Below are 16,591 nucleotides of genomic sequence, written 5' to 3'. Positions count from 1 at the left end.
TGCGTTTCCACGACCAGCGCACGGACCCCTGACCTTGCTGACCACGATCATCGGCCTCGGCGCCGCCATCTGCACCACGAGCTCGTTCCTGCCCCAGGTCATCAAGGCCTGGCGGTCGCGCTCGACCCATGACATCTCGATGGGCATGTTCGTGCTGCAGACCACCGGCAACTCGATGTGGCTGCTCTACGGCGCGCTGATCAGCGACTTGCCGCTGGTCGTCGCCAACGCGATCACGCTGGGCTTGGTGGCCGCGATCCTCGGCCTGAAGCTGCGCTACGGCTAGGATGCAGACGATGGCCTTCGATCCGGTCCGCTTGAGCAAGTTCCTCAGTCTCGTGCTGCGCCACCAGCCAGATGCAATCGGCTTGGTGCTGGATGCGCAGGGCTGGGCGATCATCGATGATCTGATCGCGCGCGCGGCGGCGGCGGGGACCGTCCTCAGCCGGGCCGATCTGGAGCAGGTGGTTGCGACCAGCGACAAGAAGCGCTTCACGGTCTCGCAGGACGGGCAGCGCATTCGGGCGGCGCAGGGACATTCGGTGGCGGTGGAGCTTGGCTTGACCCCGCGCGAGCCGCCCGCCGTGCTGTATCACGGAACGGCGACGCGCTTCGTCGAAGCGATCATGGCAGAAGGCTTGAGGCCGCAGTCACGCCAGCAGGTGCATCTGTCTTTGGATGAGGCGACGGCCGTCAATGTCGGGCGCCGGCACGGCGATCCCATCGTGCTGCGCGTCGATGCCGCAGCGATGCATCGGGATCGCTTGAAGTTCTTCGTTGCGGACAACGGCGTCTGGCTGACCGACCACGTGCCTCCGGAGTACCTGAGCGTCGACCCCGCGCCGTAACCCGCGCGCGCGTCGCAGAACGTCGCGATATCAGCTGCGGCGCGCGAACACGCTCGCGGTGGTGGACGCGACGCTCTGTCCCGGCGGCAGCACGACCACAGTCGATCCGAGTTGGACGTGATTGTAGAGGTCGGCGACGTCGGTGTTGGTCATGCGGATGCAGCCGGATGAGATCGCCTGGCCGATATATTCGGGCTGGTTGGTGCCGTGGATGCGGTACAGGGTGTCCTTGTTGCCCTCGTAGAGATAGATCGCGCGGGCGCCGAGCGGATTGGCCGGGCCGCCGGCGACGCGCTTCGGATACGGCCCGAGGCGCGCCTGGATGTCGGCGGTGGGAACCCAGTCCGGCCATTCCGCGAGCTTGCCGACCGTGGCGACGCCGGAGAAGGCCATCGCCTCCTCGCCGACGGCGACGCCGTAGCGGATCGCCTTGCGGTCGGGCAGCACGTAGTACAGGAAGCGCGCGTCGGTATCGACGACGATCGTGCCCGGCTGTTCCTGCCGGGTGTATTCGACGATGTGGCGCTGGAACTGTTGCGGGATCTGCGCCTCGGCGTAGGGCGCACGCGACAGCAATTGACGGTCGCGCGGCGTCAACGCCGCATCCGACGTCGGCGACAGCGTCGCTTCCATGCAGCCGGCCAGCATCAAGGTTCCGGCCAGCGAGAGTGCGACCCCCAGTCTCGACATCTCATTCTCCCCCAGCGCGCATTCAAATCATGTGCCCGGAGGATCGCGCCAATATCAAGGCGTTGCACCCAACACTTGCGTGATCGCCGCGCGAGACGAGGTGGGGCGGCACCGCGCCCGCAGTTCCGCCAGGGCGAGGCCAAGATGACGCAACAGATGCGTCAACATGGTTCCCTCAAGATGCCTTGCCGAAGGCGAGGACGTGCAGCCCGAGCCGCTGCTTGACGATGCGGAACAGCAGCACGGTCTCGAAGGCCAGCGACAGCGAGGTCGCGGCCGCGGCGCCGTAGCCGCCGAACTGCGGAACCAGCAGGATGCAGAGCACGAGGTTCATGACGAAGGCCGCCGCATAGGCCATGGCGCAGGCGCGCTGCTGGCCCAGCATGTTCAACAGTCGCTCCACCGGACCGATCGCCGACCGCACGACGAGGCCGATCGCGGCGATGAACATGATGTCGTAGCCGGCGGTGAACTGCGCGCCGAACAGAAACAGCAGCGGCTTGCCGAGCGCGAGCAGCACCAGGGTCGCCGCGAGCGACGGCCAGAATGTCCACTTGATCGCATGCGCGACATAGGCCGACAGCCGCGCTTTGTCGCCGAGCGCGTGGTATTCGGCGAAGCGATGCGCCGTCGTCGCCGACATCGCGTAGTGGATGAACGACACCAGCGCGAGCGTCTTCACCACGGCGAAATAGATCCCGACCTCCTCTGAGGAGCGGAATTGCTGCAGCACCAGCACGTCGGTGTAGGACAACAGCAGATAGAAGCTCTCGACCAGGAGGATCGGCAGGGAGATCGCGAGCCAGCCGCGGAGATCATATTGTCTGGGGCCCGGCTCGATGTGGCGGCCGAGCCTGTTGTTCAGCACCAGCATCTGGCCGAGCATCGCGAGCCACACTGCCGCCGCGCTCGCGGCCATCGCCGCGGTCGCGCCGAGATCGAGGCCGAGCACGAAGGCGCCCGCCGTGAAGCCGATGATCAGCGTCTGGCGGATGATGAATTGCGGCATCAGCCCGAGCGTCATCCAGTCGTGCGAGCGGGCGATGCCGTCCTGGGTGTTGGCAACGACGAAGGCGGGCAGGGTCAGGCAGCCGAGATAGAGCGGCACGCGCTCGCTGGCGTCGATCCACGGCGACAGCAGCGCGATCAGGCCGGCGAGCAGCAGCGCCGCTGCAGTGGACGTCGCCAGCGTCAGCCAGCGTCCGCCGGAGAGGAAGCCGCGCAGCAGCGCCCGCTGGCCCGCGGTGCGGTAGTCCGGAATGATCTTCTGCGCCGAGGAGGCGATGCCAACATCCAGCATGCTGCCGAGCAGCAGCACCCAGGTCCAGACATAGACGTAGGTGCCGTAGTCCGAGCCGCCCATCCAGCGCGCGAGCAGGATCTGGCTGAGATAGGCGAGGCCCGCGCTGAGCACGCGGATCAGGAAGATGGTGCCGGCCAGGCGGCGCGTCAGCGATGCCTCGCCGCTGCCGCCGAGCGCGGCCAAGCGCGCCTTCAGCCGGCCTGCGAGGCCGGTCGATGCGGGGGCGTTGCGGGCATCCATCACGGCCACGGCGGGGTCCGTCTCCACGGCCGCGCGGATGGCGGCGATGGTCCTCCCTATCAACGCAACGTTAAGATTGAGTTGGACCGGCCCCGCCTCGCTCGCCCGGCGCTACGGCCGTCAAGGCAGATTGAAGTTGAACTCGTAGGCCTTGTCGGGGCCGACCAGCGTGAATTTCAGGGCCGCGCCGTCCGGCTTCACACCCGGCGGAACGCCGTCGAGCTCGAAGGCGAAGCGCTTGATGCCCGGCATGCCGCTGTCGCGCACGGTCGGGATCGGCAGCGCCCAGTCCGGCGTCGGCCCCTCGACATAGAGCTGGACACTGCGCGGATCGGCGACGGCCACGTCGACGATGACGTCCTTCTGGCCGTCGCGCTTGACGTCGCGGATCGTCAAGGGATTGGCATCGCCGACGGTGGCCGGCTTCGGCACCGTGTCGAGGGCCGCCGAGAGCGCCGTATCCTCGGTGCTGGCGACGCTGGTGAAGGCGAGCTCGGCCTTCGCTTCGACGGGAATGCAGATCTTCTCGCAGACCGCGTAGCTGATGTCGGCGCGCAGGGTCATCGGCTTGTCGGCGTTCTTGGCGACGATGCGCAGCGGCAGCACGACCTGATCATGATAGCCGAGCGAGTGTCCGCCGGCGCCGTCGTCGAACTTTGTCGGCGCGGGCCACAGAACCGTCACCGCTTCGACGTTCTCCGACTTGGAAAAGTCGAACCGCGGCGGCACGCCTGAATCGCCGGGCGTTCGCCAATAGGTCTTCCATCCCGGCTGCAGCGCAAGGGCGATGCCGCCCAGCATGACCGGACCGCTGCGCGAGCCCGCGAGCAGGCGCACCGCGGAGTGGCTGTCGCGCTGCCAGGGCGAGGAATCCTGCGCCTGCGCACCGAACGCAAGGCAGGATGATACGACGGTCGCGACGAGCAGTGTGGCAGAGTGGTGAGGAACCAAGGCGGACATGAGACGTCTTTAGATTGCGGTTCGGGCGCAAACCATTGAAATGCTTGTGAGCAGATTTCCTCGCGAGGACCTGAACCTTGATTGACAGATGCGCATCCCAATATCAGGATATCAAAGATCATGAGAGTCCTTGCGGATGAATCCTGAGGCAAAAAGGCTGGGCGACATTCGCCGCAAAGTGACAGGGATCGGGGATCACACCTCTCACGGTGGTTACCTCGACGGCCAGCTGCTGGTTGCAATGCCCGTGATGGGCGATTCCCGTTTCGAGCGCTCGGTGATCTATCTCTGCGCGCACTCGGCTGAGGGCGCCATGGGTATCATGGTGAACCGGCCGGCGGGCAGCATCGACTTCCCTCAGTTGTTGATGCAACTGAATATCATCGAGAAGAGCGATCAGATCAGCCTGCCCGACAGCGCCGAGACCATGAAGGTGCTGAGCGGCGGCCCGGTCGATACCGGACGCGGCTTCGTGCTGCATTCGAGCGACTACTTCATCGCCAACGCGACCTTGAAGATCAACGACGGCGTCTGCCTGACGACGACGATCGACATCCTCAAGGCGATCGCCAAGGGCGACGGTCCGAAGCACGCCATCCTCGCCCTCGGCTATGCCGGCTGGCGCGCCGGCCAGCTGGAGGAAGAGATCCAGGACAATGGCTGGCTGCACTGCGACGCCGATCCGGAGCTGATCTTCGGCGACAATGTCGACGCCAAATACGATCTCGCGCTGCGCAAGATCGGCATCGATCCGGGCATGCTGTCCAACGCCGCCGGGCACGCATAGGCCTTATCGTCCGGTTGGAGCCCCCGCGCTCGCTGGGATCAGAGAAGGCTTAATGGGGCGCTCTGCCTCTCCGTCGTCATTGCGAGCGCAGCGAAGCAATCCAGAATGTCCACCGCGGATGCAGTCTGGATTGCCTCTGCGCTTCGCTGCTCGCAATGACGACATGGAGACGGAAGAAGCCGCACATCTCTGCTGAAGGCAGAACTACTCCGCCGCCTGCTGCGCCACCGTCGGCTCGGTGCCGGCCACGGTGGCGCGGCGCATGTCGCGCGGTTGCGACTGATCGTAGCGGCGCACGCGGTGCATGGTCTGCCTGTTGTCCCACATGATCAGATCGTGCAGCGTCCATTTGTGGACGTAGACGAACTCGGGCTGCGTCGCATGCTCTGTGAGGTCGCGCAACAGCAGCCGCCCTTCCGGCATGCTCATGCCGAGCACGGCGCCGGCATGCGACGACAGATACAGCGACTTGCGGCCATGCGCCGGATGGGTGCGGACCAGCCGCTGCCTGACCGGCTTGAACATCTCCTTCTCCTCATCGGTGTAGTCGAGGAAGCCGAGCGAGCCGCGCGAATACATCAGCGAATGTTCGCAGACGAGATCCTCGATCTCGTCCTTGGTGTCCTGGTCGAGCGCGTCATAGGCGGCGCGCATGTCGGCGAATTCGGTGTTGCCGCCCTTCGGGTTCACGATTCGCGCCGACAGGATCGAGTACTTCGCCGGGATCGGCCGGAACGAGCTGTCGGAGTGCCACAGGCAGTTGCCGAGATTGAACAGATGCGTGCGATGGTCTGATGGCAGCGGCTTGCCATCCTTGCCGAGATTGGAGACGTCGTTGAGGCCGGTGGTGAGGCGGTAATCCTCCTTCTTGGTGACCGTGCCGCCGCGCGCCTGCTCGCGGTCGCCGAAGCTGAGCGCGAAGGCGAGCTGCTGCTCGTCGGTGACGTCCTGATCGTGAAATACGAGAACGGCGTAGTGATCGATCGCGGCCTGCAACTGCGCGACCTCGTCCCGAGCGAGACTCTTGCGCAGATCGACACCGGACACTTCGCCGACGAAATGCGGATGCAACTGCCGGATGGCGATCGCCATGGTGTCCTCCTCACGTCCTCATGACGGCGGACTCCTGTCCGCTTCTTCTGAAGCAAGAGGCTACGCCGGCGATGTGCGAAGTCAACGCAAGGCGCGGAGCGCCGCGCGCACGGCTGTCATGCCGGCGCGTCAGACGTCATGCGTTGCGGGCCATCAGCCCGCCGTCCACCGGGATCACCGCTCCGGTGACGAACGAGGCGGCCGGCAGGCACAGGCTCAAGGTCATGTGCGCGACTTCTTCGGGATCGCCATAGCGGCCAAGCGCGGTGCGGCGCCGCGCGTAGACCGCCTTCTGCTCGTCAGGAATGCGCGCGGTCATCGCGGTCGTGATCGGGCCCGGGCAGATGCAGTTGACGGTGATGCCGTCGCGGCCGAGCTCGACGGCGAGCGAGCGCGTCAATCCAGTCACGCCTGCTTTCGCCGCGGAATAGGCGCTGTGCAGCGCCGTTGCGCCGAGCGCCTCGGTCGAGGCGATGTTGACGATGCGCGGGCTGGATGAGCGGCGCAGATGCGGAAGCGCGGCGCGGATGACGCGCTGCTGCGCCGTCAGCATGATCGCAAGCCCTCTCGCCCAGGCCTCGTCGTAAGCCTCGTCGTCGATCGCGACACGGACCGAGATGCCGGCATTGTTGACGAGGATGTCGAGCCCGCCGAAATGCGCCGCGGCCTCGCCGACGACGGCGCTGATGGCGTCGCGGTCGGCGAGGTCGAGCCGCCACGCGCGCGCTGTTCCGCCGCAGGCCAGGATATCCGCCGCCACGGCGCCGGCCCCGTCCTCATCGATATCGGTGACTGCGACGCTGGCGCCTTCATCGGCGAACACGCGCGCGGTCGCGCGCCCCATCCCCGACGCCGCGCCGGTGATCAGGACGGTCAATCCCTTGACCGAGCGGCTGAGTTGCCTGTGCTGGTGCATATTTGCGGCTCACGGAAAAATGCGCATCGCATGCGCGCCGTCGGGATTAACACTGATCGGACGCATTCGGTAGGCACTCATCCGGCGTGGCCGAATTTGCGTTGCCTACGACAGGGATCAACAAACCGGAGTGATCATGGCGCTCTCCAAGATCTTCATGCGCTTGGCGTTGGTGGTGGGACTGATCGCAACCACGGCAGCGCATGCCGACGGCATCAATGCCGGCGGCCGCAAGGCCAGCGCGTTGCGGCCGTTCGACGCGCGGAGCGTTGCCGAGTTCGATACGCCCTGGGCCATCGCCTTCCTGCCCGATGGGCGGATGCTGGTCACGGAGAAGCCGGGCCGGATCTTTCTGGTCACGCAAGGTGGGAAGAAGATCCAGATCGGCAACGTGCCCGCGGTCGCTGCGCGCGGACAGAACGGTCTCCTGGACATCGCGGTGTCGCCGAGCTTCGCGACGACGGCGCAGATCTATCTCACCTACACCGAGCCGAGCGGCGAGGGCAGCCGGCTCGTACTGACCCGTGCCGTGTTGTCGGTTTCGAATGACAACGCCACGCTGACCGACCCCACTGTGATCTGGCGCCAGACGCCGGCCGGCGGCGGTGGGCAGCCCGGCGGCATCGTCGCGTTCGATCCCTCGGGAACGCATCTGTTCCTGACCGTCGGCGACCGGATGCAGCCGAACAGCGCCCAGGATCCGCGGCAGGCGCGCGGCAAGGTGCTCAGGCTCAATCTCGACGGCGCGACGCCGTCGGACAATCCCATGGCCGAGGACAAGGGCGTGCCGGCGCAGACATGGACCACCGGCCACCGCAATCCCTATGGGCTCGCCTTCGCGCCCGATGGCAAGCTCTGGCTGCACGAGATGGGGCCGCGCGGCGGCGACGAGCTGAACCTGATCGAGCCTGGCAAGAACTACGGCTGGCCACTGGTGTCGAACGGCGACAATTACGACGGCACGCCGATCCCGCGTCATGCGACGCGGCCGGACCTCACGTCGCCGCCGCTCTATTGGGATCCTGTGATCGCGCCGGCCGGCCTGGTCTTCTATGATGGTCTGATGTTTCCGCAATGGAAGGGATCGGCGCTGATCGGGGGCTTGCGGGTTCAAGCGCTGGTCCGCGTCGCCTTCCGGCCCGATGGTCAGCCTGACGAGGCCGAGCGCTGGGACATGGGCGAGCGCATCCGCGATGTCGCCGTGGCGCCGGACGGCGCCGTCTGGGTGATCGAGGACGACTCGCCCGGCCGCCTGCTGCGGCTGACACCGATGAAGTAGCTGCGCAGCAGCATTGATGCGAAGGCGCCGATGCCGGTGTCGCCACAGCCGCGATGCCGTTGACAGGGCCTGCGCTGATCTCCACACCATCCGACAAATAACAATAGAAGGAGTGGGGAGATGAACGCGCTCGATTTCACGGGACGCTCGGTGCTGGTGATCGGCGGCTCGAGCGGCATCGGCAACGGCATTGCGCAGGCGTTTCGCGCGCAGGGCGCGCGCGTCGATATCAGCGGCACGCGGCCGAGTGCTGCCGATTATGCCGCAGACGAGGGCTCCGATCTCGTGGGGTTGAACTACCATCAGCTCGATGTGAGCGATCCCGGCGCGATCGAGAGCTTCGCACCGCAACTCGATCGTCTCGACGTGCTCGTGCTGGCGCAAGGCGCGGTGCTCTACCGGCGCGGCGAGTTCGCCATGGACGGCTTCCGCAAGGTGGTCGAGGTCAACCTCATCAGCCTGATGGCCTGTGCGACGAAATTTCACGGCCGGCTGCGCGACGCCAAGGGCGCGCTCATCATCGTCTCGTCGACCGCGGCCTATCATTCCACCATGGGCAACCCGGCCTACAACGCCTCGAAGACCGGTGCGATGGGATTGACGCGAACCCTGGCGGAGGCGTGGGCGGAGGACGGCATCCGCGTCAACGGGATCGCGCCCGGTCTCGTCGACACCAAGATGACCAAGGTGACGACCGCCAATCCGAAGCGTCTCGAGAGCGCGCTGCAGCGCATCCCGCTGCGGCGGTTGGGCACGCCGCAGGACATGGCCGGTGCCGCGCTGTTCCTGGCTTCGCCGCTATCGTCCTACATCATCGGCCAGACCCTCGTCGTCGACGGCGGCCTGATTTTGTAGTGGTCCGGAACCTGCGCCGTGCTGACCGGTTAGCAGGCCAGCAATCCCGCACAATGCAGAGAAGGAGAGCGGCAATGGATCAGGATCGGCTGACCGGTACGGCCAAGGATGTCGCAGGCAAGATCGAAGGCGGCGTCGGCGAGATGTTGGGCGACAAGAGCACGCAGGCGTCGGGCCGTGCACGCGAGGCTTCGGGCGTCGTTCAGAACATGTATGGCCAGGCCAAGGACGCGGCGCGCGAGGCCGGCGATGCGGCGATGGATTTCGCCAAGGATACGTTCGGCAACGGCTCCGAAACGCTCCGTGACGGCACGCAGGCCCTGACCAAGCGGGTTCAGGACAATCCGATAGGTGCACTCCTGGTCGCCGGCGGCATCGGCTTCCTGCTGGCGATGCTGATGCGCTCGCCGAGCCGGCCGCAGCCGCCGCAGCGCTGGCGCTACTGAGGCTGCAACAGCCCCGCTGACGGACGATCAGATGAAAATCGGCCCGCATTCGTTCTCGAATGCGGGCCGATTTGTCATGGTCGTCTTGTTCCGGAATGATCCGCGTCGATCGCCCTCAGCGCCGAAATGCGGTCACGATCAGCGGCCCTGGGTCTCCAGCGCTGCTGCCGAGCGGCCGACCAATCCTGGCGGCCGCGGCGGCGCGTTCGGATTGCGCGCGGCGGGCGGCCGCGCCGGCTGCTGTTGCTGCTGAGGCGCGCCGAAGCCAAAGAAGTCGCGGACGCCCTGATTCGGCTGCTGCGTTTGGGCTGGCGGCTGCTGAGCGGGCGCCGCCGGCGTGGTCAGCCGCTTCTGCCTCGGCTGCGGCGGCACCGGTCCCTGCGCGGCCGGAGTTGCTTCCGCCGGCGAGGTCGCGGCCATTGGCGCCTCCGGCCGGGTGAACTCCTTCGGCGGCTCCTTGGCCTGCTCGCGCCCAACCTCGCGGCGGGGCCAGGCGAAATCGTCGGCGCGGCCGGCGGGCGGGCTCAACGCCTCGCCCTTGACCAGGGTCCGGGCCGCCAGCGCATCGACCGCCGCAGGTCGGGAGCCGGGGCCGCCCAGCAACTGGTCGGTGCCGACGGATGACGCCACCAGCGGCAGGATCGGGCCGGCGACCGGCCGCGGCGCCGGCTGGCCGGGCACGGCATTGGCGTCCGGCGTCGCCGGCTCGTTCGGCAATTCGAGCGGCGCGGAACGGGCCGCGAGCAGCCGGTTGATCTCACGCTCGGCATAGTGGGCGAGCTTGCGTGCGCCCGGCTTGGTGAAATAGACGCCGTCGTAGGAGCGCAGCTGCCGGATCTGGCCTTCGAAGTCCGGCCCCTTCTGCAGGAAGCGGCCGGACTCGTCGACAAAGCCATCCCAGACGTCGACATAGGTGATGCCGGCCTTGCCGGCCGCATCGCGATACAGCGAGTCGAGGAACAGCGTGTCCGCCGTGCCCTTGGGACCGCGAACCGCGGGCAGGCCGACCCAGAGCACGGGCACGCCCTTGCTCTTGGCGATCGCGATCATCTCCTCGATCTTCTTCGTATACAGCTCGACCCAGCGCTCGTCCCGGAACTCGTAGAGGCCGCCCGGCGAGCGGGCGGCCTTCTCCGGTGCCGCAACCGCGGGCGTGTCGTTGTCGGCCTCGTCCTGCGGCAGATCGGTATCGGCAGCCTTGTCGTCGGGCTTGGCCGCCGTGTCGGCCTTGCCATCCGGCTTGGCTTCGCCCGGCTTGGCCTCACCGGGCTTTGTCTCACTAGGCTTGGCCTTGGCATCCTTCTTGGCCTTGTCGCCCTTCTTGTCGTCGGGCTTCTCGGTCTTCTCCATCGCGGGCTCGCGCAGCGAGATGCGGTCGTTGAGGCCGAGCATGATGACGATGGCGTCGGCGCGCTCGGTCGCCAGGATGCCCTTGGCGGCGGCGGCCCAGTCGGCCGGCTCGCCCTTGGGCTGGTACTTGATGAGGCCCGAAGTGGTCCTGATCTTGCGGGTCACGCCCATGTCGGGCTGCTCGGAATAGGCCTCTTCCAGGCCATAGGCGAGCCAGTCGGCCATGGCGTCGCCGAGCACCAGCACATAGCGGTCCGGCGCACCATCACGCTTCTCCGGCGGCGGCGCCTTGGAATAGTCCTGGATCACCCTCTTCGGCTGTTGCTGCGGGAACGGAGTAAAGAAGTCGCCGCCGAACCAACCTCCGCCACCTCCACCGCCGCGCGGCGCCGGGCGGGGCGAGGCGAACGGGTTGAAGTTGAAGAACTGGGCCGAGGCGGGGCCGGCGATGCCGACGAGCATGGCGATGACGACCGCCAGCACGACCAGCGGGCCGGGCTCGTTCAACAGCTTGAGGATGGACTTCAGCTTTGACATGCGCACCCGTCGCGCGGCGAGATCGTGACAATCCATATAATAGGACGCGAATCAGGCCGCAAACGGGCATTCACCGGATGGTGTTGATGGCATCGGTAATCGCCCCACACGGTTACCGGCAGGGCAGATTGGGCTGTGATCAGCGCGCCCGCAGCCGTTCGAGCACGTCCGAGGTGGCAAATCCGTCCGCCGGCGCCCCGATCGAGGCCTGGAAGTTCCGCAGCGCCTCGCGCGTCTGGCCACCGAACTGGCCGTCCGGCGTTCCGCGGTAAAATCCGCGCTCGGCGAGCAATTGCTGCAGCTCCAGCCGCTCGCCGCGCGACAGCGTTCGTTCCTCGCGCGGCCAGGACTGAACGAACGGCGGTCCGCCCCGCAGACGGTCGGCGAAGTGGCCAATCGCCAGCGCATAGGCTTCCGCCGGGTTGTATTTCATGATGACGCGGAAGTTCTGCAGCATCAGGAAGCCGGGGCCCTGGGCGCCGGCCGGCGCCAGCAGATAGGCCTTTTCGGCGCTGGCCGGGAACGGCTGACCGTTGGCTCGCCGCAGGCCGAGCTGTTCCCACTGGCCGAAGCTCATGCTCTTGGCGCGGTCAGCGAGCATGTAGTTGAAGCCCTGGGGCACCACGACCTCGTAGCCCCAGCTCTGGCCGCTCTGCCAGCCGTCCTTCTTCAGATTGTTGGCGGTCGAGGCGATCAGGTCGGCCGGATTGTCGACGACGTCGCGGCGGCCATCGCCGTCGGCATCGACGGCGAAGCGCTTGAACGCGGTCGGCATGAACTGGGTCGGGCCGAAGGCGCCTGCCCACGAGCCGCGCATCTGCTCGGGGCGCAAATCGCCGCGATTGAGGATCTCCAGGGCGGAGAGGAACTCGTCCTTGAAATAGGCCTGGCGGCGGCCGATGCAGGCGAGCGTCGCGGTCGACTGAAGCACGCTGCGGTCGCCGATCTGGGTCGAGTAGTTGGACTCGATGCCCCAGATCGAAGCGATAATGTAACGGTCGACGCCATAGGCGCGCTCGGCCGCATCGAACTGCGGCTTGTACGTCGCCAGCACCTCGCGGCCTTTCGCCAGCCGGTTGTCGTTCACCAGGATGTCGAGATAGTCCCAGATCGACTTGGTGAATTCGGGCTGCGCGTCGAGCAGGTCCATGATGCGCAGGTCCGGCGACAGGCCGGCGGTGAAGCGCTGGAAATTGTCCTGCGTGATGTTGCGCCGTGCGGCATCTGGCCACATGCCGGCGACGCAATTGTCGAAATTGCCGGCGGCTTCGCGGATCGCGGCCGCCGTCATCAGCGGATGGCCGGAGGCGCCGTCCTCGCCGCTCCACGGCTGCGGCCCGCCGGCGGCGGGAGGCTGGTTGGGGGCGGGGTTGCCCTTGGTCGGGGTGCCCGTGAACAGGCCGTCGAGAAAGTTCAGCGGCCCGCCGCCGGATTGCGCGACAGCGGAACCAGACACCACCGTCAACGCCGTGACCAGAACCGCCGCGCCAGCACCGGCCTTCAGAGCTGTCAGCATCACGTTCCGTCGCATCATGTCTCGATCCAGATCGCATGGAAGATCGGGCTCCACGAGGCCCGGTCCTGCTTAACGGGAGATTAACAAGGTTAACGATTTCCGCAGCGAAATTTAGCCGTTCGGTTCGTGTCGAGCGGAACACTGGACCCAACATCCGCCTTTGTTCTCGGCTGCAAACGAGCTACCTAAAATGCGATCGATTTCGCATTCATATCGCCACAAGGTCTAGTCATCCCCATGAAGATCCGCAAAGCCGTTTTTCCGGTCGCCGGTCTCGGCACCCGCGTCCTTCCCGCCACCAAGGCGATGCCGAAGGAAATGCTGACGATCGTCGACAGGCCTCTCATTCAATACGTCTTCGACGAAGCCAAGGAGGCGGGCATCGAGCATTTCGTGTTCGTGACCGGGCGCAACAAGACCGCGATCGAGGATCATTTCGACCGCATGTACGAGCTCGACGCGACGCTCGCGGCGCGCGGCAAGAAGACCGAGATCGAGATCCTGGCGCGCGACCAGCCGGAGGCCGGCGCGGTCAGCTTCACCCGTCAGCAGGCGCCGCTCGGCCTCGGCCATGCCGTGTGGTGCGCGCGCGACATCGTCGGTGACGAGCCGTTCGCGGTGGTGCTGCCGGACGAGCTGGTGCTGAACTCGCCGGGGTGCCTGGCGCAGATGATCGCGGCGGCGAGCAAGCTTCCGGAGAAGAGCAACGTGCTGGCGGTGCAGGAAGTGCCCGCCGACCAGACCCATCAATACGGCATCTGCGGCGTCGGCAAGCGCGACGGCAAGATCTTCGAGGTCGACGGCATGGTCGAGAAGCCGGCCAAGGGCACCGCGCCGTCGAACTTCTCGATCACCGGGCGCTACATCCTGCAGCCGGAGATCTTCCAGATCCTGGCGACTCAGGAGCGCGGCGCCGGCGGCGAGATCCAGCTTACCGATGCGATGATCGGACTGTCGAAGACACAGAAATTCTATGGCGTGGATTTCGACGGCGAGCGGCATGATTGCGGCTCGAAGTCCGGCTTCCTGCGCGCCAACATCGCCTTCGGCATGGCGCGCGCCGACCTGCGCGATGGCCTGCGCGAGGACATGAAGCGCTATCTCGAAGGCAAGGGCTGAGGCCAAGCCGGCGAGAAGTGCCGCGCCTTCGAGGCGGTTGGCGGCATCACGCCGCCAGCGAGGCCGCGAGTGACGGGTGACGCACCGCTGCGCTGGCGCAGCGGTTACGGCCCGCTGCCTTGGCCATGTAGAGGGCGCGGTCGGCGGCGTTCAGCAGGCCGGTCCAATCGGTGTCGCGCGACGGCGTGACGCTGGCGGCGCCGATGCTGATCGAGGTGGTGCACGCTTCTCCCGCCCACAGCTTGACCTTGCTGCGGATCGTCTCCGCGACGCGCAGCGCATCCGCTTCCGAGGTCCCGGGCAGCAGCACCGCGAACTCCTCGCCGCCATAACGCGCGGCGCAGTCGCCGGCGCGCCGCACCGAATCGGAGATGCACACGGCAATGCCGACCAGCACCTGATCGCCGGCCTGGTGCCCATGGGTGTCGTTGTAGCTCTTGAAGTGATCGGCATCGATCATCAGCAGCCCCAGCGGCGCGCCGGTGCGCTGCGCCCGCCACCATTCGAGCTCGATCGTCTCGTCGAACTTGCGCCGATTCTTCAGGCCCGTCAGCGGATCCGTGGTCGCGAGCTGCTCCAGCCTGGATTCGATCTTCGCCCGGAGCTGGATCTCGCGCGCGGCGACCTGCGTCGCGGCCAGGACGAACACGATCAGCGCCAGCATCATTGCCCCGATCTCTGCAGCCTCGTTGCGCCAGTATGCGTAGACGCTGTCCCACGACTTGCTGGCGATCACGACCAGCGGCTCATTGCCGTTGCGCCAGACCAGGAGCCGCGGCAGATCGTCCAGTGCGCCATAGCTGCTCGACCAGCCGGACGGCTCGGTGAGCGCGCGGGTCACGGCCGGCGCCCGCGCCAGATTGCGGCCGATCGCGGCGGAATCGAACGGCGCGCCGACGACGACGGTGCCGTCGCGCCGGAGCACCGTGATGTTGTCGCCCGACCCGAGCGTGAGCCGTGCGAACAGGTCGCGGAAATAGCCGAGGCGGATCGAGCCGGCGACGACGCCGGCGAAGCGCCCGTCCGGCGTCGAGATGCGGCGGCTGAGAACGATGGAATATTGGCCATGATGCTGGGCGGGCCGCCCGACATAGAGTCCGGTGTCGGGCCGGTCGCGATGCACCTGGAAAAAATCGGCGTCGCTGCGGTCCTCCGGCAGCGGGTCGAGCGTCGACGACTCGAGCGACAGCCGTCCGCGGGCATCGAACACCTGGATGGTGCCGAAATTCTTCGCGGTGGACGAACGGTCGAACAGGATCAGTTGGCGGACCGGCTTGCTGACCTCGTTGATTTCGGGCAGCAACATGTTGCTGGCCACCGCCCGCAGCGAGAGATCGTAGAGCTCGACGTTGCGGCTGATGTCGGCGCCGATGCTGGCGGCCATGTTCTCCAGCGCCTGCCGGGCGCGGACCTCCTCGCTCCGGCGCAGGTCGATCATGACGCTGGCGCAGATGGCGGAGAAACCGATGATGGTCGAGATGGAGCAGGTGATCAGCGTGCGCGCCGAGACCCGCCAAGGCTGCGTCGCCCGGCCCGTTCGGCGTTTCCAGCGCATCGGATCGTCCCGTCCCCGTGGAGTCCCGTCCGTAGACTGACGGATAAAGCCGAAGTAACGCATGTTAGGTTAACGAGTCGTTGCGTTCGCCGCGCCTGTCGTCAAGGCGGCCGCACACGCGCTGGTACGATGGAGTCGAGACTTGCCGGACTATGATGCGCTTCGAGACTATCTCAAGCGGCAGACCCGCCCCGAGCTGGTGCTCAGCCTCGACGAGATCGAGGAGTTGATCGGCGACAGCCTGCCGCGCGCCGCGCAGCGCGCCTCGTGGTGGGACAGCCTGCGGAGCCCGCAGGAGAAAATGCCGCAGCGCGAGGCCTGCCTGGCGGCAGGCTATGTCGCGACCCGACTGCCGGATGGCAAGGGTGTCCGCTTCCGCAAGCTGAAGCCGGAGCGCTGAGCTGCATCCGTGCCCGTGGCAATTGGCCTGCATCCTGCTTTCCGGGCGGTGGCGCGCTTCGAGTTCAACGTCGACGAGGCGATCGAGATTTTGGAGAACGCCGGCTGGAAGGAGGGCGCGAGCGGCATTCGCGAGAAGGGCGGCAAGCCGCTCAAGCTCGTAGTCCAGACCTCCACCAACGTCCCGTGGCCGAAGAACCATGTCATCGTCACGCAGGCCCGCCAGAAGGCGGCCATCGAGCTCGGGCCGAAGTCGGTGGTGGCTCGGCGTTCTTCTCCAGCGACGTCGCCAATTCCGACACCTACACGCACGTCTACTGCGACATGGAGATGCTGATGATCACGATGGCGTCGCCGGGTACGCGCGTCAGCGGCATCCGCAAAGGTTTGTAGAGCCGTTCCTCGGAATGGGACAACGACCTCTGGCAGTTGCCGAACTGGTGTCGCGAGAGCTGAGCGCACATCGAGAGCGTTCATGCCGAAGCAGAACATTCCGGTGTGTGGCGACCGTCGCCAGCGACGTAGTTCCATTTTCCGGGATGTGACTCGCAGTCAATCTTTCCGCATCTGCGAAGTGCGACAATCGATCCGTTCTTTATTGCGGAATTGGCCCGGATTCTGCTTTGACAGTCGCTTCGAAGGCTGATCCAATTTTATGCAGTTCCCGATCGATGCAAGACGGGGACGCGTTTTTTGGCA

16 protein-coding genes and 1 pseudogene are annotated in these 16,591 nt (G+C 66.4%); 9 read left to right on the top strand and 8 right to left on the bottom strand.

Going from position 1 to position 16,591, the window contains the following annotated elements; all coding sequences use genetic code 11:
- Nucleotides 1–34: 34 nt before the first annotated feature.
- Nucleotides 35–286 carry a SemiSWEET transporter gene (locus tag QX124_RS09900; protein WP_315713865.1) on the top strand — a complete coding sequence of 84 codons (252 nt, stop codon included), beginning with the start codon at nt 35–37 and terminating at the stop codon, nt 284–286.
- A 10-nt stretch (nt 287–296) separates the two neighbouring features.
- Nucleotides 297–848: an RNA 2'-phosphotransferase gene (locus tag QX124_RS09895; protein ID WP_315783627.1), complete on the top strand. Its 552-nt coding sequence runs from the start codon at nt 297–299 to the stop codon at nt 846–848.
- Nucleotides 849–878: 30 nt separating this feature from the next.
- Here QX124_RS09895 and QX124_RS09890 read toward each other — a convergent pair whose 3' ends face one another.
- The 3 genes from QX124_RS09890 to QX124_RS09880 form a co-directional block, all read right to left on the bottom strand.
- Complete coding sequence (locus tag QX124_RS09890) at nt 879–1,538, bottom strand: L,D-transpeptidase (RefSeq protein WP_315797046.1); 660 nt, start codon at nt 1,536–1,538, stop codon at nt 879–881.
- A 175-nt stretch (nt 1,539–1,713) separates the two neighbouring features.
- Nucleotides 1,714–3,090: a lipopolysaccharide biosynthesis protein gene (locus QX124_RS09885; protein ID WP_315797045.1), complete on the bottom strand. Its 1,377-nt coding sequence runs from the start codon at nt 3,088–3,090 to the stop codon at nt 1,714–1,716.
- A gap of 111 nt (nt 3,091–3,201) precedes the next feature.
- Nucleotides 3,202–4,041: a protein-disulfide reductase DsbD domain-containing protein gene (locus tag QX124_RS09880; protein ID WP_315797044.1), complete on the bottom strand. Its 840-nt coding sequence runs from the start codon at nt 4,039–4,041 to the stop codon at nt 3,202–3,204.
- Nucleotides 4,042–4,177: 136 nt separating this feature from the next.
- Between QX124_RS09880 and QX124_RS09875 the strand changes: the two genes are divergently transcribed.
- Entirely contained in the window at nt 4,178–4,828 is a 651-nt protein-coding gene (locus QX124_RS09875) for a YqgE/AlgH family protein (RefSeq protein ID WP_315713870.1), read from the top strand.
- 204 nt (nt 4,829–5,032) lie between these two features.
- Here the strand turns inward: QX124_RS09875 and QX124_RS09870 are convergent, their stop codons facing one another.
- Both QX124_RS09870 and QX124_RS09865 read right to left on the bottom strand, forming a co-directional pair.
- The gene (locus tag QX124_RS09870; protein WP_315797043.1) at nt 5,033–5,920 is read right to left on the bottom strand and encodes a TauD/TfdA family dioxygenase; all 888 of its coding nucleotides are present in this window, start codon (nt 5,918–5,920) and stop codon (nt 5,033–5,035) included.
- 136 nt (nt 5,921–6,056) lie between these two features.
- The gene (locus QX124_RS09865) at nt 6,057–6,836 is read right to left on the bottom strand and encodes an SDR family NAD(P)-dependent oxidoreductase (protein WP_315797042.1); all 780 of its coding nucleotides are present in this window, start codon (nt 6,834–6,836) and stop codon (nt 6,057–6,059) included.
- 136 nt (nt 6,837–6,972) lie between these two features.
- Here QX124_RS09865 and QX124_RS09860 point away from each other — a divergent pair, with 136 nt between their 5' ends.
- From QX124_RS09860 to QX124_RS09850, 3 genes are all read left to right on the top strand, one after another.
- On the top strand, nt 6,973–8,115 hold the full coding sequence (locus QX124_RS09860; RefSeq protein WP_315797041.1) for a PQQ-dependent sugar dehydrogenase: 1,143 nt from the start codon (nt 6,973–6,975) through the stop codon (nt 8,113–8,115).
- Nucleotides 8,116–8,235: 120 nt separating this feature from the next.
- Nucleotides 8,236–8,970 carry an SDR family oxidoreductase gene (locus QX124_RS09855; protein WP_315734491.1) on the top strand — a complete coding sequence of 245 codons (735 nt, stop codon included), beginning with the start codon at nt 8,236–8,238 and terminating at the stop codon, nt 8,968–8,970.
- A gap of 74 nt (nt 8,971–9,044) precedes the next feature.
- A complete protein-coding gene (locus tag QX124_RS09850; RefSeq protein WP_315783615.1) occupies nt 9,045–9,416 on the top strand; it encodes a CsbD family protein in 372 nt (123 codons plus the stop codon).
- A 138-nt stretch (nt 9,417–9,554) separates the two neighbouring features.
- Here QX124_RS09850 and QX124_RS09845 read toward each other — a convergent pair whose 3' ends face one another.
- Both QX124_RS09845 and QX124_RS09840 read right to left on the bottom strand, forming a co-directional pair.
- Nucleotides 9,555–11,303: a DUF459 domain-containing protein gene (locus QX124_RS09845; RefSeq protein ID WP_315797040.1), complete on the bottom strand. Its 1,749-nt coding sequence runs from the start codon at nt 11,301–11,303 to the stop codon at nt 9,555–9,557.
- Nucleotides 11,304–11,442: 139 nt separating this feature from the next.
- Nucleotides 11,443–12,837: a lytic murein transglycosylase gene (locus QX124_RS09840; protein ID WP_315734484.1), complete on the bottom strand. Its 1,395-nt coding sequence runs from the start codon at nt 12,835–12,837 to the stop codon at nt 11,443–11,445.
- Nucleotides 12,838–13,056: 219 nt separating this feature from the next.
- Between QX124_RS09840 and QX124_RS09835 the strand changes: the two genes are divergently transcribed.
- Nucleotides 13,057–13,938, top strand: coding sequence for a UTP--glucose-1-phosphate uridylyltransferase (locus QX124_RS09835; RefSeq protein WP_315734482.1), 882 nt, complete (start codon nt 13,057–13,059; stop codon nt 13,936–13,938).
- 46 nt (nt 13,939–13,984) lie between these two features.
- Here QX124_RS09835 and QX124_RS09830 read toward each other — a convergent pair whose 3' ends face one another.
- Nucleotides 13,985–15,493 carry a diguanylate cyclase gene (locus tag QX124_RS09830; RefSeq protein WP_315797039.1) on the bottom strand — a complete coding sequence of 503 codons (1,509 nt, stop codon included), beginning with the start codon at nt 15,491–15,493 and terminating at the stop codon, nt 13,985–13,987.
- Nucleotides 15,494–15,635: 142 nt separating this feature from the next.
- On the opposite strand from QX124_RS09830, the gene QX124_RS09825 reads away from it, so the two are divergent.
- Together QX124_RS09825 and QX124_RS09820 are read left to right on the top strand one after the other, a co-directional pair.
- Nucleotides 15,636–15,893: a hypothetical protein gene (locus QX124_RS09825; RefSeq protein ID WP_315734477.1), complete on the top strand. Its 258-nt coding sequence runs from the start codon at nt 15,636–15,638 to the stop codon at nt 15,891–15,893.
- Between the two features lie 54 nt (nt 15,894–15,947).
- Nucleotides 15,948–16,348: pseudogene (locus QX124_RS09820) on the top strand (peptide ABC transporter substrate-binding protein); the annotation flags it as partial.
- Nucleotides 16,349–16,591: the final 243 nt, after the last annotated feature.

The sequence above is a fragment of the Bradyrhizobium sp. SZCCHNRI3043 genome, from assembly GCF_032377735.1.
GTDB lineage: Bacteria > Pseudomonadota > Alphaproteobacteria > Rhizobiales > Xanthobacteraceae > Bradyrhizobium.
Note: the sequence above shows the minus strand (reverse complement) of the source record. Positions and strands in the feature narration are given on the sequence as shown.

Coding starts and splice junctions, on each gene's coding strand:
- QX124_RS09870 (WP_315797043.1), bottom strand. CDS start 5,920: ATGGCGATCGCCATCCGGCAGTTGCATCCGCATTTCGTCGGCGAAGTG.
- QX124_RS09860 (WP_315797041.1), top strand. CDS start 6,973: ATGGCGCTCTCCAAGATCTTCATGCGCTTGGCGTTGGTGGTGGGACTG.
- QX124_RS09890 (WP_315797046.1), bottom strand. CDS start 1,538: ATGTCGAGACTGGGGGTCGCACTCTCGCTGGCCGGAACCTTGATGCTG.
- QX124_RS09895 (WP_315783627.1), top strand. CDS start 297: ATGGCCTTCGATCCGGTCCGCTTGAGCAAGTTCCTCAGTCTCGTGCTG.
- QX124_RS09835 (WP_315734482.1), top strand. CDS start 13,057: ATGAAGATCCGCAAAGCCGTTTTTCCGGTCGCCGGTCTCGGCACCCGC.
- QX124_RS09845 (WP_315797040.1), bottom strand. CDS start 11,303: ATGTCAAAGCTGAAGTCCATCCTCAAGCTGTTGAACGAGCCCGGCCCG.
- QX124_RS09830 (WP_315797039.1), bottom strand. CDS start 15,493: ATGCGCTGGAAACGCCGAACGGGCCGGGCGACGCAGCCTTGGCGGGTC.
- QX124_RS09875 (WP_315713870.1), top strand. CDS start 4,178: ATGAATCCTGAGGCAAAAAGGCTGGGCGACATTCGCCGCAAAGTGACA.
- QX124_RS09840 (WP_315734484.1), bottom strand. CDS start 12,837: ATGATGCGACGGAACGTGATGCTGACAGCTCTGAAGGCCGGTGCTGGC.
- QX124_RS09855 (WP_315734491.1), top strand. CDS start 8,236: ATGAACGCGCTCGATTTCACGGGACGCTCGGTGCTGGTGATCGGCGGC.
- QX124_RS09850 (WP_315783615.1), top strand. CDS start 9,045: ATGGATCAGGATCGGCTGACCGGTACGGCCAAGGATGTCGCAGGCAAG.
- QX124_RS09880 (WP_315797044.1), bottom strand. CDS start 4,041: ATGTCCGCCTTGGTTCCTCACCACTCTGCCACACTGCTCGTCGCGACC.
- QX124_RS09865 (WP_315797042.1), bottom strand. CDS start 6,836: ATGCACCAGCACAGGCAACTCAGCCGCTCGGTCAAGGGATTGACCGTC.